The 15,077-nt window shown below is 60.9% G+C and carries 16 protein-coding genes; 11 read left to right on the forward strand and 5 right to left on the reverse strand.

Annotated features, from left to right (window positions below):
* Positions 1–88 precede the first annotated feature (88 nt).
* The 5 genes from H5P28_RS05580 (at position 89) to H5P28_RS05600 (ending at position 5,590) form a co-directional block, all read left to right on the forward strand.
* Positions 89–2,020 (forward strand): DUF294 nucleotidyltransferase-like domain-containing protein, encoded by a 1,932-nt coding sequence (locus H5P28_RS05580; RefSeq protein ID WP_185674729.1) that lies wholly within the window; start codon positions 89–91, stop codon positions 2,018–2,020.
* Positions 2,017–2,700 carry a 3'-5' exonuclease gene (locus H5P28_RS05585; RefSeq protein WP_185674730.1) on the forward strand — a complete coding sequence of 228 codons (684 nt, stop codon included), beginning with the start codon at positions 2,017–2,019 and terminating at the stop codon, positions 2,698–2,700. The genes H5P28_RS05580 and H5P28_RS05585 overlap by 4 nt, the downstream gene beginning before the upstream one ends.
* A gap of 85 nt (positions 2,701–2,785) precedes the next feature.
* Positions 2,786–3,244 carry a DUF4405 domain-containing protein gene (locus H5P28_RS05590; RefSeq protein ID WP_185674731.1) on the forward strand — a complete coding sequence of 153 codons (459 nt, stop codon included), beginning with the start codon at positions 2,786–2,788 and terminating at the stop codon, positions 3,242–3,244.
* A gap of 176 nt (positions 3,245–3,420) precedes the next feature.
* Positions 3,421–4,389 (forward strand): tRNA modification radical SAM protein MnmL/YtqA, encoded by a 969-nt coding sequence (gene mnmL / locus H5P28_RS05595; protein WP_185674732.1) that lies wholly within the window; start codon positions 3,421–3,423, stop codon positions 4,387–4,389.
* Positions 4,390–4,780: 391 nt separating this feature from the next.
* Entirely contained in the window at positions 4,781–5,590 is an 810-nt protein-coding gene (locus H5P28_RS05600; protein WP_185674733.1) for a TorF family putative porin, read from the forward strand.
* Between the two features lie 84 nt (positions 5,591–5,674).
* Here H5P28_RS05600 and H5P28_RS05605 read toward each other — a convergent pair whose 3' ends face one another.
* Positions 5,675–6,679, reverse strand: a complete 1,005-nt coding sequence (locus tag H5P28_RS05605; RefSeq protein WP_185674734.1) for a hydroxyacid dehydrogenase — start codon at positions 6,677–6,679, stop codon at positions 5,675–5,677.
* A 240-nt stretch (positions 6,680–6,919) separates the two neighbouring features.
* On the opposite strand from H5P28_RS05605, the gene H5P28_RS05610 reads away from it, so the two are divergent.
* From H5P28_RS05610 to cobA, 5 genes are all read left to right on the forward strand, one after another.
* The gene (locus H5P28_RS05610; protein ID WP_185674735.1) at positions 6,920–7,381 is read left to right on the forward strand and encodes a hypothetical protein; all 462 of its coding nucleotides are present in this window, start codon (positions 6,920–6,922) and stop codon (positions 7,379–7,381) included.
* Positions 7,382–7,507: 126 nt separating this feature from the next.
* Positions 7,508–8,002 (forward strand): acetolactate synthase small subunit, encoded by a 495-nt coding sequence (gene ilvN / locus H5P28_RS05615; protein WP_185674828.1) that lies wholly within the window; start codon positions 7,508–7,510, stop codon positions 8,000–8,002.
* 97 nt (positions 8,003–8,099) lie between these two features.
* Entirely contained in the window at positions 8,100–9,134 is a 1,035-nt protein-coding gene (gene ilvC / locus H5P28_RS05620) for a ketol-acid reductoisomerase (protein ID WP_185674736.1), read from the forward strand.
* A gap of 62 nt (positions 9,135–9,196) precedes the next feature.
* The gene (gene hemC, locus H5P28_RS05625) at positions 9,197–10,066 is read left to right on the forward strand and encodes a hydroxymethylbilane synthase (RefSeq protein ID WP_185674737.1); all 870 of its coding nucleotides are present in this window, start codon (positions 9,197–9,199) and stop codon (positions 10,064–10,066) included.
* Complete coding sequence (gene cobA / locus H5P28_RS05630; RefSeq protein ID WP_185674738.1) at positions 10,067–11,587, forward strand: uroporphyrinogen-III C-methyltransferase; 1,521 nt, start codon at positions 10,067–10,069, stop codon at positions 11,585–11,587.
* A gap of 177 nt (positions 11,588–11,764) precedes the next feature.
* Here cobA and H5P28_RS05635 read toward each other — a convergent pair whose 3' ends face one another.
* The 4 genes from H5P28_RS05635 to H5P28_RS05650 form a co-directional block, all read right to left on the reverse strand.
* Positions 11,765–12,511, reverse strand: coding sequence for a hypothetical protein (locus H5P28_RS05635; RefSeq protein WP_185674739.1), 747 nt, complete (start codon positions 12,509–12,511; stop codon positions 11,765–11,767).
* Between the two features lie 109 nt (positions 12,512–12,620).
* Positions 12,621–13,736: a chorismate synthase gene (gene aroC, locus H5P28_RS05640; protein ID WP_185674740.1), complete on the reverse strand. Its 1,116-nt coding sequence runs from the start codon at positions 13,734–13,736 to the stop codon at positions 12,621–12,623.
* Positions 13,737–13,779: 43 nt separating this feature from the next.
* The gene (locus H5P28_RS05645) at positions 13,780–14,115 is read right to left on the reverse strand and encodes a hypothetical protein (RefSeq protein WP_185674741.1); all 336 of its coding nucleotides are present in this window, start codon (positions 14,113–14,115) and stop codon (positions 13,780–13,782) included.
* Positions 14,116–14,131: 16 nt separating this feature from the next.
* Positions 14,132–14,533 (reverse strand): hypothetical protein, encoded by a 402-nt coding sequence (locus tag H5P28_RS05650; RefSeq protein WP_185674742.1) that lies wholly within the window; start codon positions 14,531–14,533, stop codon positions 14,132–14,134.
* A 70-nt stretch (positions 14,534–14,603) separates the two neighbouring features.
* Between H5P28_RS05650 and H5P28_RS05655 the strand changes: the two genes are divergently transcribed.
* A complete protein-coding gene (locus H5P28_RS05655; protein ID WP_185674743.1) occupies positions 14,604–15,065 on the forward strand; it encodes a helix-turn-helix domain-containing protein in 462 nt (153 codons plus the stop codon).
* Positions 15,066–15,077: the final 12 nt, after the last annotated feature.

Genomic DNA, 15,077 nt, shown 5'->3' on the forward strand with positions numbered 1-15,077 from the left:
CTAATAGTCTCGTTAGTAGCTTGAATGTCCAGAGCCGCTTTTTTTGCTCGGACCGGTGTGAAATCGGCGCTTAAATTGAATGCTTTATATGAAAACGTCCAGCATCTCCCTGCGCGTCGCCGATTTTCTCAAGCAATACCCTCCGTTTGAATTTCTGAGCCTGCAGGACCTGGTTCATCTGGCCGGATCGGGCCGCGTGAAGTTCCACGAGGAAGGCGAGCATGTCTTCGACGAGGGAGAGCCGAGAAACCGCCACTTCTACGTGATCCAGCAGGGGACGGTCAACCTCTATACCCGCTCGCCCAAGGGCGGCGAGGAACTGGTGGATGTGCGCGTCGAAGGCGACCTGCTGGGGATTTTCTGGCTCATGGGTGAGCAGCCCTACCGCTACACCGCCATCACCGCCAGCGACACCTTGCTGTACGCGTTACCCTTCGAAGATTTTCTGCCGCTCGTCGCCCGTTACCCTGCTGCCACGCGCTACCTGGTGGACTATTTTTCTGAACTCCCCGCCGGCAAAGGCGAGGACTCCGGCAACGAGGCCGGGCAGGAGCAGCGTCTATGGCTCCAGAAAAGCGGCGTTCACCATACCTTTGAGTCCGATGGTTATCTGACCTGTTCGCCCGGCGAGAAAGTCCGCGAGGTCGCCCTGAAGCTTTCCGCTCATCACCAGCAGGCGGCGATTGTCACCAGCGCCGAAGCGCTTCCGCTGGGCATCGTGACTGAGGCTGACTTGTGCCGCCGCGTCGCCACGGGCGAGATTTCGCCCGAAGCCCCGGTCGAGACGCTGATGACTTCGCCCGTGCGCACGGTCGGCCCTGACCTCAACGCCGGGGAACTCCTCCTGCGCATGCTCCGCTACCGGCTGCGTCACTTGTGTGTGACCCGCGACGGCACACCCGATTCCCCCGTCATGGGGCTGGTTTCCGAGCGCGAACTCCAGCTCAACTACGGTCGCCTGCCCAACGCCCTCGGCCGCCAGATCCTGGCCGCTTCGGATGTCCGCGCGCTCTCGCGCCTGCGCGACCGCGCGGACGAGCTTTTGTTGGAGTACCTGGAGAATGAGGCCGACATGGGCTTCCTGATCGACTTTGTGGCCGAGATCGACGGGCTCGTGCTCAACCGCGCCCTGCAAATGGGCGAACAGCACCTGCTCGACCGCGGGCTGGAAAAGCCGGACGTCGGCTTCTGCTGGCTGGCCATGCACAGCGAGGGCCGCAAGGAGCGGCTGATCCGGTCGGCGCAGCGGACGGCGCTCGTCTATGAAGACCCGCCGGTGGAGATCAGCCGCTACTGTCGCCGCTGGTTCCTGCACCTGGCCGAGGAGGTGAGCCATATCCTGGTCGGGTGCGGCTTCCCCTTCGATACCAACGGCCGACTCGCCAGCAATACCGAATGGTGCCAGCCCCTGACCACCTGGAAGGCGTATTTCAGCCGGTGGATTCACGAGCCGATTGAGAGCAACATCGTTTCGCTGACCTCGCTCTTTGACCTGCGCGCGGTCGGGGGCAAGAAAGAGCTGGCCGACGCCCTCAGCAGCCACATTCGGGCCGAGATCAAGGAGAGCCCGAACTTCATCCCGCTCCTGGCCAACGACGCTATGGCAAACCTGCCTCCGGTCACGATTTTCCGTGATTCGGTCATGGACAAGGCGGGCATCCTCTGGAGCTGTATCGACACCAAGATGCACGCGCTCTACCCGCTGGTGGACGTGGGCCGGGTCTTCGCGCTGGAGTACGAGCAGGAGGACTGCACCAGCACGATTGAGCGCTTTACCCGCATGGCGGACCTCCTGCCGGACGAGCGCGAGCTGTTCCGCGCCGCCGCCGACGCCGCCCGGGCCAGTCTCGCCTTGCAATCGCTCATCGGACACCGCCGGGGCGACAACGGCCAGTTTATCCGCCCGCATGAGTTGACGAAATCCGACCAGGAGCACCTGAAAGGCGTTTTTCGCACGATTGTTCGCCTGTTGGACTTCGCGGCGGCACACTTTAAGCTCAACGGAGAGGGAAAACGATGAACTTATTTGGCGACAGCGACGACATCCAGCTCTACCACGAGTCTTTCGAACAGACCTGGAGCGACTCCGATCCGATGGACCATGTGCGCTTCGTCGTGCTCGACACCGAGACAACCGGCCTCAATGCCCGCAAGGACGGCATTGTGAGTATTGGCGCGGTCGCCGTGCGTCGGGGGCAGATCATGCTGGAGGACCAGTACGAGGCTATGATCAAGTTTGCCTACAACACCTCGGCGGTGGTCGTGCACGGAGTCACGCGCGAAGTGGCGCAGGAGGACGGGCTGGAGGAACCGGTTGCGCTGCGGGAGTTTTTGGCTTACCTGCGCGACGGGGTTATCGTCGGGCACCACATCGGCTTTGACGTGGAAATCCTGGGCGAGCGTTGCTGGCAGCGTTTCGGCCTGAAACTTCAGAACCGCTGGATTGATACCATGGAGCTGACCCTCCGGCTGGAGGACCTGGGGGCGTTTCCGGAAGAGGAGCACTTGAAGAAAGACTTCAGCCTCGACGGGCTGTGCCGACGCTTCGGGGTCAAGCCGCACGACCGCCACACTGCTCCCGGTGACGCCTTTATTACGGCGCAGATTTTCCTGAAACTTTTGCGCCTCGCCCGGCGTTATAATATCCAGACGCTGGCCGAACTGAGCGAACGCTGGCAGCCCCCCGAGGAACGCACCTGAGCGTAGCGTATCTGCCGGGAGGGCTAAACCGGAGGCTTCGCGATGGGAAAGCGGCGTGGGTAACTCCCCTCCGATAAGGCTTCCCATGAATAAACTTCTTTTTCGGCGCGTGCTCAACCTGCTGCTGTGGTTGAGCATCTGTTTCATGGCCGGTAGCGGCCTTCTTCTGAAGTGGAAATTTCCCCACGGCCAGGGGCGTGGCTCGGGTCGTCTCTACGAGTTGCTCGGCCTCGACAAACACGAATGGGGTCAAGTGCACACCTGGGTGGGGATCGCCTTCGCGCTGCTCGTACTGGCTCACCTTTACCTCGCCTGGCCCTGGCTCAAAAGCGCGGCAGCGGGTCGCAAGCGCCTCTGGGCGGTCTTCGCCGGGCTCGCCCTCGGGCTGGCTATTCCCGTCGGGTTGATGCTCGCGCCCGTTCGGGAAAATACGCTGGCGGCGAAAGACTCCGTGCTGACTGGCTCGCCGGAACAAAGCCCGCCGGAGCCGGGCTATGGACAAGGGCAGGGACCGGGCAAGGGATACCGCTGGCGGCAGCAGTAGCGCTGCCGCGGGCGTGTTGCGCGTTTCAATGACCGCCGCCCGCGTACAAAATGTTACAAGAACGATTGCAGCCGTGATGGCTAAATAGGCAAGATAGTTAATTGTTGGCTTCCCGGTTCAACATCCAGACATTAACAATCAGCCATTTTAACCATTTAGCCATTCATCGTTCCGGTATGAACACGGTTTATTCATGGGGACACGAGCGCCGCTACAACGACGCTTCGAGCGCGTTTCGGCAACACTTCGCCGGGCGGGTGCAGAAGGTCTCGGTGGACGGCGGCTTCACCTGCCCAAACCGGGACGGCAAGCTCGCCCGCACCGGCTGCGCCTACTGCAACAACGCCACTTTCAACCCCGACTACTGCCGGGAAGAGGGGAGCATCGCCGCGCAACTGCGGGAGGGGATGGTTGTCTTTTCCCGTAACCGCAAAAGCCTGCCGTCGGTTTTTCTGGCCTATTTTCAGGCCTACTCCAACACCTACGCGCCGCTCGAAGTCCTGAAGGCGCGCTACGAGGAGGCGCTGAGCGTGCCGGGCATAAACGGGCTGGTGCTGGGGACACGACCGGACTGCGTGACGCCGGAGATCCTCGATTACCTGGCCGAACTTTCGCAGCGCTGCTACGTGATGGTCGAGTACGGGGTTGAGTCGGTCAAGGACGAGACCCTGCGGCGCATCAACCGGGGGCACAGCTTTGCGGAAGCCCGACTCGCCATCGGTGAAACCGCCCAGCGCGGCATCGCCTGCGGGGCGCATCTGATGCTTGGGCTGCCGGGCGAGGACCGCGCCGACTGGCTCGAACAGGCGCGGGTAATTTCAGAGCTGCCCATCGATCACCTCAAGTTGCACCAGCTCCAGATCGTGCACGGCACGCAGATGGCGAACGAGTACCGCGAGCACCCGGAGCGTTTTCCGCTGTTTACACCGGAGGAGTACCTGGAACTTGTGGTCGATTATCTCGAACGCCTTTCGCCGCAGATCGTGGTGGAGCGTTTTACCAGCGAGTCGCCCCCCGCCTTGCTTATTGCGCCGCAGTGGGGGGAGCTCCGCAATTACCAGTTTACCCACCGGGTCGAAAAACGCCTGCGTGACCGTGCGACCTGGCAGGGGAGGCTTTTTCAGGAAGTCTCGCCACAGGCCTGAGCACCTCAGACACCGGGAAAGGTGAACGAGGAGGGCCGCGGAGTGCTTGTGGCGGGGGCCTGAGTTTCACACGGGTATCGCAGGTGCCGAAGATAATGACGATTATGACGATTTGAAATTGTTTAGGTAAGATAATCTTATATTAATCTTTCATTGAATAAGTAAATTGACCCCGTGATGGGTATTGAAATTGAATCTCAACATCGAAAGTTGGCGAGGGCAATTTACCGTTCTGGTAGCTGCTATTGCCTGGAATTCGATCCACAGACCTCGACGTGTTGGATGAGAATGAAAGCATGAGACATGGACTCAGTTTCGGGCTCAATCACGCAGGCAGGCGAGAGTGAAGACAGATTTCTTCCCAAAAGCTTTAATCCATCGCTGACAGACTATGAACGCTATCAATCAGGTGCTTTTTTTATCACTGGCGGTCGCCGCCACCGGGGTCTATGCCCAGACTGAGGTTTTTGAAGGGATCGACCGAGAGGCCGAAACCCAGGCCCGCGAAGCGGCTGTTGTTGGCAGCGGTGAAACACCCCAGTTGCACGCTTTCGCCAATATCGGCTATGAGTCGATGTATGTCACCTCGGGGATGCAGGGCGCATACGCCTCGCTCCAGCCGAATATCGAGTTCGAGTACTACGGTTTTTACGCCGGAATATGGGCGAACCTTCCGCTGGATTCCAACCCCGGCGGCAATTACGCCACCGACCCTTTTTCGGATGAGTATGATATCTATGCCGGGTACGGGATGGGCTTCCTCGACGACTTGCTGACGGCTTCGCTCGGGGCGACGTATTACTACTACCCGGACGATGCCGCCGACCCCGGCCACACCTGGGAGCTGAACTTCGCGGTGGAGGCCGATGTGCTCCTGAGCCCCGGTTTCGAGGTCAACTATGACCTCAACCTCAACCAGCTCGAACTGGTCGTCGTCAGCAGCTACGACTACGACCTGAGCACCTATACGGTGGACGGACTGGGCCTGGCCGCAGGCGCGGCCTTCGGTTATCTTCAGAATCAGACCGACCAGTTTTCGTACTTTTACGTGGAACTGGCCGTGGACCTGACCTACGTGTACAACGATAATTTCTCCCTCTACGCGGGGCCCCGCTTTTCCACCAATGACGCCGGGGACCACAACATCGGGGAACGCGAAACCAACTTCTGGTGGGGCGTCGGCGCTACCTTCCAGTTCTAGGGACTGGGCATTGTATTGAGATTATCAATACAATGCCAGCGGTCGGGCGTTGGCTGATCCTGATGTGCCGGGGAGGCGTGCCGCTCAGGCCATGCGGACGATATTGTCCGGGGTGACCGGGACGAGCGCGGGTTCTCCGGCCAGGTAGCGATGACACTCTTCGCGGGCCATGTCCCCCAGCCGGTGGCATTCGCGACCGGCCGAGCCGGCGATATGCGGGGTGAGAAAGACGTTGGGCAGCGTGAGCAGAGGAGTCGTGCAGTAGGCGGTTTCGTCGGTGATGACATCGAGAACAGCGAAAATATCGGGCCGGTTTTTCAGGACACGGACAAGGGCGTTCTCATCGACAATAGCCCCGCGGGAGGTGTTGATAAAGGTGGCATTGCGGGGCATGAGCTGGAGCAGCTCGCCGGTAATCATGCCTTCGGTTTCGGGCAGTTTGGGCGCGTGGAGAGAGACGACATCGCACCCGGAAAAAAGCGCTTCGAGCGTCGGCACCCGGCGCACGGACAACTCCTGAAAAAGCGATTCGCTGGCAAAGGGATCGTAGGCGACGACATCCAGCTCGAACTGCGATAGCCGCTGGCAGATCAGCCGTCCGATGGCTCCCAGCGAGATGATGCCGACGCGCGAGCCGGTGTAAACGCCGGAGACTTCCTGGCTGGCGTGATCTATGCGGCCTTGGCGCAGTGCGTAGTTTTTGGTCCAGGCGCGCTTGAGGGCAAAGACGATGCTGGCCATCGTGTACTCGGCCACCGGGATCGCGTTGGCGGTGTAGGCGCTGGTCAGGCGGATGTTACGCTCCCAGAAGGCGTCTGTGACGAAGTATCGGACGGTGCCGGCCCCGTAGAAAAAGGCTTTCAATGAGGGTAGGGCGTGGAGCAGTTCGGCGTTCAGGACCGGGGCATTCCAGCCCGAGAAAATGATTTCTACGTCCTGATAGTATTCGGGATTTTTCAGGATTTCCTCCGCCGTGTGGACCCGCCCGTCGTTTTCGGTTATGTCGCAGATTTCAGCGATAGCCGATTCGCTGTAGACCACGCTCAGGAACTCTTCCTTAAGCAGAAAAATGGATTTCGGTTTCTTCATTATTCGTGTAAAAAGGCCTACTCCCGAGCCTTACTGCTGTAAAGCATCATGGCGTGCATTAATATGTATGACTGAATTATAGGACGCATTGCCTCGGTAATTGGGGCCATGACCACGTACAAGCCGGTAGTTTCGCCGTCGCCCATGAGATTTTTTAGTTGTCCATAAGCAAGGCTCCCAGCCTGAGTGGCCGGGCTTTTGCGCTTTCAACTCGTATGAGAGGCGTTATGGTACGGTTCCATGAAGCTATCCCCATATGTGTGTGCCCTTGTCCTTTCCCTGTGCCCGGCTATGGTTTTCGCCCTGCCAGCCAGCCAGCGGAACGGTGCGAAGTTCGTTAAGAAAGCCGAGCAGATTGAAGGCTCGTGGGTATCGACGGACCTCTCAGGCGATGCGATCTGGCTGGTAGTCGATACCGTGGGGGTCGTCTTCAGCGATGACGGAAGATTCAAGGCGACGGCGGTGCTCGAGGGCGGCAGTCGCAAGAGCCTGGCTGGCCCCTACCACCTGGACCTCGGCAAGGTCCGTCTTGAGCCCAAGGGGTGGGGCACGCAGATCTGCACGTACTCGATCGACGGGGGCGTGCTGACGCTCTACAACGAGGCGCACGGCATCACCGCGAAGTTCAAACGTGGCGAGCTTCCGGCCCCGCAGCCCCGGCAATCCGCGCCCACTGGCGGTATGCCTGGAATGGGGTTTTGATCGGTCTGAGTGGGGGAGAGCCTGTCGGAGCGGTCATTTTTTGGACGCCCGCGGCCTGTGGCCTTGGAAAAGAGCCGATTTTTTGCTTTCGCCCGGGCGCGAACTCTGCCAATGTCTCCTGTTTTTATGCGCCACACGATCTCAGCATTGGTTGAAAACAAGTTCGGTGTTCTTGCCCGCGTGGCGGGTATGTTCAGCGGACGCGGGTTCAACATCGACACGCTCAATGTCGGGCCGACCCACGACCCGCTCCTTTCGCGCATAACGATCACGGTAGTAGCCGAGGCGGAAGGGACGCTGGACCAGGCCATCAAGCAGCTCGACAAGCTGGTCAACGTCATCGAGGTGACACACTTCAGCGAGCGCACCTCGTTCGTGGCCCGCGAGCTGGTCATGCTCAAGATCGACGCCGGTCGCGAGACCCGCTCGGAGATCATTGAAATCGTTGATATTTTCCGCGCCAAGGTTGTGGATGTCTCGACCGATTCGATCATCATCGAGTGTACCGGCAACGAGAACAAGATCCGCGCCTTCCTGGAGCTGATCACGCCCTTTGGCATCAAGGAAATGGCCCGCACCGGCAATGTCGCTCTTTCACGCGGCTACGTGGCCGAGCGCTAAGGGCTTTGCTTTACCGGACGACCCCCGCGTGGGGGCGCACTATTGTCTCTTTCATTGAACCGACACCTTTAACCCAACCAGAAACCCAATACACACCATGCCCGCCAAGGTCTATACGGACAAAGACGCGGACCTGAAGGTCCTCAAAGGAAAAACGCTGGCCGTCATCGGATACGGCTCCCAGGGGCACGCCCATGCCCTCAACCTGAAGGATAGTGGCTGCAAAGTCATTATCGGCCTGTATCCCAAGAGCAAATCCGTCGCCGTCGCCAAGAAGCAGGGCTTCGAAGTCTTCGACACTGCCGAGGCTGTCAAGCGCGCCGACGTCATCATGCTCTCCATTCCGGATATGGTGCAGCCCGACGTTTACGAGAAGGACGTTCTTCCGAACCTGGACAAGGGCAAGACCCTCGTGTTCTGCCACGGCCTCTGCGTGCACTTCGGCCTCATCACCCCGCCCAAGGGCGTGGACGTCATCATGGTCGCCCCGAAGGGCCCCGGCCACGTCGTGCGCTCGCAGTATGTCGAGGGCAAGGGCGTTCCGGCCCTGATCGCCGTCCTCAAGGGCTCCTCCAAGGGTGCCAAGGACATCGCTCTGGCCTGGGCCAAGGGTGTTGGCGGCACTCGCGCCGGTGTCATCCAGACCACTTTCAAGGAAGAAACCGAGACCGACCTCTTTGGCGAGCAGGCCGTCCTCTGCGGCGGTGCTTCCGCTCTGGTCATGGCTGGTTTCGAGACCCTGGTCGAGGCTGGTTACCAGCCCGAAATGGCCTACTTCGAGTGCTTGCACGAACTGAAGCTGATCGTGGACCTGATGGTCGAGTCCGGCATCAGCGGCATGCGCTTCTCCATCTCCGAAACCGCCGAGTACGGCGACGTCACCCGTGGCCCGCGCGTCATCAATGACAAGTCGAAGAAGGCGATGCAGGCTATCCTGAAGGAAATTCAGGAAGGCAAGTTCACCCGCGAGTGGGTCAAGGAGTACAAGGCCGGTTACCCGAAGTTCAACGAACTGCGCAAGCAGGGCGAGCAGCATGGCGTCGAGAAGGTCGGCAAGAAGCTGCGCGCACTCATGCCCTGGGTCCCGAAGAAGGACATCAAGGGTGCGCAAGCCTCCTACACTTCCAACTAAGCCTTAACGGTTTACGAAATGTGTTTTGTGCGGGCAGGTTTAATACCTGCCCGCTTTGGCTTATGGATACGCAAACTCTCAGGCTCGCCACCCGGGGCAGCCCGCTGGCCTTGCGCCAGACAGAATTGACCCTCGCCTGGCTGCGCGAGCGGCTGCCGCAGGTGCAGTGCAGCGTGCACGAAATGGTTACCACCGGCGACAAGCAGAAGCAGTGGTCGCTGGAGGAACGCGGCGGCCAGGGACTCTTCGTCAAGGAGTTGGAGGAGGCCCTGCGCAGCGGTGAGGCCGATGTGGCCGTCCACAGCGCGAAGGATTTGCCCGCCGTCCAGCCGGACGATCTTGAGTTGGCCGGTTATCTGCCGCGCGCGGAGGTCAACGACGTGCTTGTCGTGCGCGAAGATGTCGCCACCCCGTGCTATATCGCGACGAGCAGCCCGCGCCGCCGGGCGCAGCTCAAGCGGCTTTTCCCGCAGGCAGTCTGGTCGGAGATCCGTGGCAATGTCGAAACGCGGCTGAAAAAGGTCGCCCACGGTAAGGTCGAGGCGACCGTGCTGGCCGCCGCCGGGCTGAAGCGACTGGGACTGTTTGAGTGGCCGGGGCTGGTTTTCAAGCCCCTGAGCCCCGCGCAGGTCATCCCCGCCGCCGGGCAGGGGGCCATCGCCTTGCAGGTCCGCAAGGGCGAGGGCGAAATCCTTCGTACCGTGCTCGATGAGGAGACGCGCTTCGCGGTCGAGACCGAGAAGGCTGTCCTCGCCGGGATGGGCGGAGGTTGCCACACCTCGATCGGCGTGTATTGTTGCAACGGCGCGGTGTCGGTTTTTTACGAAGAGGTCGGCATGCGCAACTACCCGCTGCGGGGCGACGATGACGAAGCCCGCCAGCGTGTGGTGAAAGAGATCGTGTCCGATCTCGGTTTGAATGAGGAATCTTGAATGAGTGAGGGAAAAGTCTTTCTGGTTGGAGCCGGGCCGGGCGATCCGGGCCTGATCACTGTGCGTGCGCGTTCCCTGATCGAGAGCTGCGACGTGCTGGTCTATGACTACCTGGCCAACGCCGATTTAAAAACCTGGGTCAAGCCCGGCTGCGAGTGCATCTACGTGGGCAAACGGCCGGGACGGCACTCCATCTCGCAGGAGAAGATCGAGGACATCCTCGTCGAGCACGCCAGCGCCGGTAAGCAGGTGGTCCGCCTCAAAGGGGGCGATCCGTTTATCTTTGGACGCGGCGGCGAAGAAGCCTGTCGCCTGAGCGCGGCCGGGATCGCTTTCGAGGTCGTGCCTGCCGTGACTGCGGCCTTGGGGGCGGCGGCCTGCGCGGGCATCCCGCTCACGCACCGCGGGCACAGTTCGTCGGTGTGTTTCCTGACCGGGCACGAGGATATTGAGCGCGGCGACATGCACGTGGACTTCGCTAAATTCGCTCAGATCGGCGGCACACTGTGCATTTACATGGGCATGGGGCACATCTCCGACATCACGGAAAAGCTGATGGCCGGCGGGCTTTCGCCCAAGACCCCCGTGGCCGTGGTCGAGTGGGCCACCCTGCCACGCCAGCGAAGCCTGCGGGCGACGTTGGGCACCGTGGCCGAGGCCAAGGACAAGGCTGGCCTCAAGCCACCCGCCATCGTCATTGTGGGCGAAGTGGCCCGCTACTACGACGAGCTGAACTGGTTTGAGCACCGTCCGCTCTCCGGTAAGCGCGTGGTCGTGACCCGCGCCCGCGAGCAGGCGGGCGAACTTCGCGCCAAGCTGGAATCCCTCGGGGCCGAGGTGCTCTCGCTGCCGCTGATCGACATCATCGAGGCCGAGTCGCACGAGACGGCGGACGTTTACGACGGCATGGCCAACTACGATTGGGTTGTCTTTACCAGCCCGAACGGCGCACGGCTGTTCTTTAAGAAATTCTTTGAAAAATTCACTGACCTGCGCTGCATCGGCGGGGTGCGGATCGCCTGTATCGGCGCAGCCACGGCCCGCGAGGTCGAGCGTTACCACCTCGCAGTGGATCTGATCCCCGAGACGGCGGTGGCCGAAAGCCTGGCCGATGCCCTGTTGGCGACAGAAACCCTGGATAGCCGCACGGTGCTCGTCGTGACCGGCAACCGCAATCGCGACGTGCTGGTCCGCAAGCTGGAGGATGAGGGCCGGGCGATTGTTGATATGCTGCCAGTGTATCGCAACGAGCCGACCGACCTGAGCGAGGAACCCGACGCCAAGAGTTTCCGCGAAAAAGGAGCCGACGCCATCCTCTTCACCAGCGCGAGCACGGTGGAGAACTTCGTCGCCCAGAGCGGCCAGCTTCAGCTTGCCAAGGGTGCCCGCCGCCCCAAGGCGATCAGCATGGGGCCGATCACCAGCGCCGCGATGAAGGAAAAGGGTGTGCCGGTGGACGCCGAGGCCAAGGAGCAGACGCTGGATTCACTCGTGGCCGCTGTGATCAAGAAAATCGGCTGAGCAGAAGTAACTGCGGCTTGGCTTATCGCTCGAAGCGGGGGAGCGGAGAATTGGTCAGCCAGCAAGCATCGCTCAAGGGAACGAAGCCACTTTATTGCCCTGTGAGGTACACCCAGCGGGGCTCGAGAGTGCATAGCCCTGGTACTTGCCTTAAAACTTCGGGCAACGCGAAGTCGCTCAGGCTTCGCTCTCCGGGGATGGCAGGTGCTCGCGGATGTCGGGGAGGGCGATTTCGCGGTGGCCGGAGGGGAGGCGGACCAGGTAGGCGTCGGCCTTGGGGGTGAGATCGATGATCTCGTCGGGCAGTTCCTCGTCATCGAGTTCGAGCGAGTCGATGGCGTCGAGATCGTCAAAAACGTGGCTCAGTCGACGCGGCTCGGGATGAAGGATTTGCGGCGGGTTGGCGACCCGGCCTTTTTTGACCATTTCAAAGAGGCAGGGGAAGTGGCGCTTTTTAAAGGACTGCTCGAAATCGCGAATCCACTTGTTGCCGACGTTCTCGCGGCGGTTGAGCAGCACGCAGTCGGAGAAATGGATCAGCGCCTCGAACCACGGGGCGAGGGCGGCGTGTTGCTCGGCCAGTGCGCAGTCGATGACCGTGATGACGCGCTGGAGCACGGCGCCGGTGGAGTCGAGCCAGCGCTTGAAGGTCTCAATCTCGTCGCGGAAGTCGGCGCTGCCGTCGGCGAGGTAGAAGACGACCGCTCCGGCGTCCGGGGCGGGAGCCAGGCCGCTGTCCTCGCGCTCAATCAGTTCGACTTGGGGGAGCGCGGCCAATCTCTCATCTTCCGGGGACTCGGCCTCGGTGGAGGAGAGGATGACGTTGACCGGCTGGTCGCTGGGGAGCCCGTCGTCGATCAGGTCGAAGACGATTTCGCGCCGCCCGGAGCCGGGCGTGCCAAGGATGAGATAGACTTCGGTCATGGAGAAGGTGGCTGGCTGATTGCCTGCGGTTGAAGTTGGAAAGACTGGGGGGAGGCGGTCGAAAAGGGCGGGGACGGGTTTTGCGCGCCTGACCGCCCCGGCGCGAGGGTCAGGCGGTTTGCGGACCGCGGGCTTGTTGGGCCATCCACAGATCGGTCAGGACGAGCCAAGTCATCGCCTCGACGATAGGCACGGCGCGGGGCACGACACAGGGGTCGTGGCGGCCACGCCCGATCAGCTCGGTCTCGGCCCCGGAAAGGTCAACGGTCTGCTGGGGCTGGAGAATGGTGGCAGTCGGCTTGAAGCCGATGCGGAAGTAAAGCTCCTCGCCGTTGCTGATGCCCCCCTGGCTGCCGCCGGAGCGGTTGGTGCGCGTGCGGATGCGACCGTCCGCGTTTTCAAAAACATCGTTGTGCTCGGAGCCCTTCATGAAGGTGCCCGCAAAGCCGCTGCCAAATTCAAAGGCCTTGGTCGCCGGGAGCGAGAGCATGGCCTTGGCCAGTTCGGCCTCCAGCCGGTCAAAGACCGGTTCACCCAGGCCGACGGGCAGCCCGCGCACGCGGCACACGATGATCCCTCCCACCGAATCACCCTTGGAGCGGACTTCTTTGATGCGGTCGATCATTTGCGCGGCGATATCTGTGTCCGGGCAGCGCACGGGGGTCGCCTCGACCTGCTCCAGAGTGGGGAAGGGATAAATCGGAGCCTCGCCGCTGCCAAAGTCCTCCAGCCCGAGGGTGTGAATGCGTTCGACATAGGCGCGCACCTCGATCCCGGCGTGGCGGGACAGGAGTGCCTTTTGCGCGACGGCGCCGGCTGCGACGCGGCCGATGGTCTCGCGGGCGGAGGAGCGGCCGCCGCCCTCGTGGTTGCGGACGCCGTACTTGGTCTGGTAGGTGTAGTCCGCGTGCGAAGGGCGAAATTTTTCCTTCATCTCCGTGTAGGCCTCGGGACGGTGGTCGGAGTTGGGGACGGTGATGGCGATGGGGGTGCCGAGGGTCCGCCCTTCGTACACGCCCGAGACGATAGTGGCGGTGTCGGTTTCCTTGCGCGGCGTGGTGATCTCGCTCTGGCCGGGACGGCGGCGGTCCAGTGCGGGCTGGATGTCGTCCTGCGCGCTCAGGGGCAGGTTGGGCGGGCATCCGTCGATGACGACGCCGATGCCGCCTCCGTGGCTTTCACCCCAGGTGCTGATGCGGAAAAAGTTACCGAAGCTGTTACCCATGCCGCCACAATGACGATGCCCCCCGGCGGGTAAAAGTCTAAAATCACCGCCGGATGAGGCGGTCGAGTTCGCCCTGAAGTTTTTCCAGCTCGGGGCGCGAGCGGTGGCGAAGCAACCCGGCCACGCGCTGGAGGAAGTCCTCAGGGGCGTAATTAGCCGTCTCCAGCAGGAAAAGCAGGACACCGTCGCGGTGTATCTGGTAGGTTTTGCGCCGGACCAGGACGGAACGGGCGTTGGAGGCGTGGCCGAGGATGCGCTGGTTGTCGAAGGCGTCCCGGACGTATTGGTCGGATTTGCCGATGATGGCGGCGACTTCTTTGGGGGAGAACCACTCCTGGTTTTCAGGCAGGAGAAAGGAGAAATGGGCGTTGGCTTTCATCGTAGCAAGGGAGGGCTCAGCGCAGGCCGGCCGGGCGCCGGGAGGCGGAAAAACGCATGGCCAGTTTGATGGCATGCGAGCGTTTCTCCACGTCGCGCAACTGGCGCGCCTGCTCCCGCAGTTGGCAAGCCATGGCTTCACTGGGAAGAAACTCGGCCAAATCCTCGTAAAGATCTGCCCGGCTGGCGACGGGTTCTGTTTCAAGTTTACTCAGTATATAATCTACGAGTCTGTTCGCGGCTGTGCGGTTCATGACGGACTCAGAGCCACGGCTCTGGAATTGGGCTTCGAGTTTGTAATATGACGTGTTATGAATACGTTTTTTGTTGTCTTGGAATGATTGAAGACGATACTGAAATGAATTGTGTTGTAAATGAAAAAAGTGGAAAAATTCTACTTTGTGATAGAAAAAATCCATAGTTATGTCGCGAACATCCTCCACTCCCAGCGTTGACGCGCAACAGTTCAGCCTGCGCTTTCGGCTCCTCATGAGCTACCATGACCTGACTCTCAAGGACATTGCCAATCATACTGACAGCGCCGTTTCCACGGTAGGGACCTGGAAAAATGGCCGCGTCCCACCCTCGCCGGAAACCCATGAGAGTCTGGCCGCTCTTTTTGGTGTTAGTGTGGAATATTTATTGTACGGCTCCCCCGATAGTGGAAAAAATACATACACAGATCCGGCTGGTAATATCCTGAGTGAAATTGAACTGGTCATGGAAGAAATCGATATTCCTTCCGGGATGAGGGAACCTGAGGAACGCTTCCTGGGCCCTGTGCGGCCCGAATCCGTCGAAGATAGCGGGGCGCCTTTCCGCCGGTCACGGATCGAGGGGTACCTGCGCCAGTTCCTTGACCGTGCGGAGGCCGAGCCGGGTGGATTGGCCCATACCTGGTACCACCTGAAACGGGAATTCCCGCTCGATTTATTTTCACGGCTGGGATGAAAGAGCGCTTTA

The sequence above is a fragment of the Ruficoccus amylovorans genome (genome assembly GCF_014230085.1).
GTDB classification, from domain to species: Bacteria; Verrucomicrobiota; Verrucomicrobiia; order Opitutales; family Cerasicoccaceae; genus Ruficoccus; species Ruficoccus amylovorans.

Coding starts and splice junctions, on each gene's coding strand:
- H5P28_RS05580 (WP_185674729.1), top strand. CDS start 89: ATGAAAACGTCCAGCATCTCCCTGCGCGTCGCCGATTTTCTCAAGCAA.
- H5P28_RS05585 (WP_185674730.1), top strand. CDS start 2,017: ATGAACTTATTTGGCGACAGCGACGACATCCAGCTCTACCACGAGTCT.
- H5P28_RS05590 (WP_185674731.1), top strand. CDS start 2,786: ATGAATAAACTTCTTTTTCGGCGCGTGCTCAACCTGCTGCTGTGGTTG.
- mnmL (WP_185674732.1), top strand. CDS start 3,421: ATGAACACGGTTTATTCATGGGGACACGAGCGCCGCTACAACGACGCT.
- H5P28_RS05600 (WP_185674733.1), top strand. CDS start 4,781: ATGAACGCTATCAATCAGGTGCTTTTTTTATCACTGGCGGTCGCCGCC.
- H5P28_RS05605 (WP_185674734.1), bottom strand. CDS start 6,679: ATGAAGAAACCGAAATCCATTTTTCTGCTTAAGGAAGAGTTCCTGAGC.
- H5P28_RS05610 (WP_185674735.1), top strand. CDS start 6,920: ATGAAGCTATCCCCATATGTGTGTGCCCTTGTCCTTTCCCTGTGCCCG.
- ilvN (WP_185674828.1), top strand. CDS start 7,508: ATGCGCCACACGATCTCAGCATTGGTTGAAAACAAGTTCGGTGTTCTT.
- ilvC (WP_185674736.1), top strand. CDS start 8,100: ATGCCCGCCAAGGTCTATACGGACAAAGACGCGGACCTGAAGGTCCTC.
- hemC (WP_185674737.1), top strand. CDS start 9,197: ATGGATACGCAAACTCTCAGGCTCGCCACCCGGGGCAGCCCGCTGGCC.
- cobA (WP_185674738.1), top strand. CDS start 10,067: ATGAGTGAGGGAAAAGTCTTTCTGGTTGGAGCCGGGCCGGGCGATCCG.
- H5P28_RS05635 (WP_185674739.1), bottom strand. CDS start 12,511: ATGACCGAAGTCTATCTCATCCTTGGCACGCCCGGCTCCGGGCGGCGC.
- aroC (WP_185674740.1), bottom strand. CDS start 13,736: ATGGGTAACAGCTTCGGTAACTTTTTCCGCATCAGCACCTGGGGTGAA.
- H5P28_RS05645 (WP_185674741.1), bottom strand. CDS start 14,115: ATGAAAGCCAACGCCCATTTCTCCTTTCTCCTGCCTGAAAACCAGGAG.
- H5P28_RS05650 (WP_185674742.1), bottom strand. CDS start 14,533: ATGGATTTTTTCTATCACAAAGTAGAATTTTTCCACTTTTTTCATTTA.
- H5P28_RS05655 (WP_185674743.1), top strand. CDS start 14,604: ATGAGCTACCATGACCTGACTCTCAAGGACATTGCCAATCATACTGAC.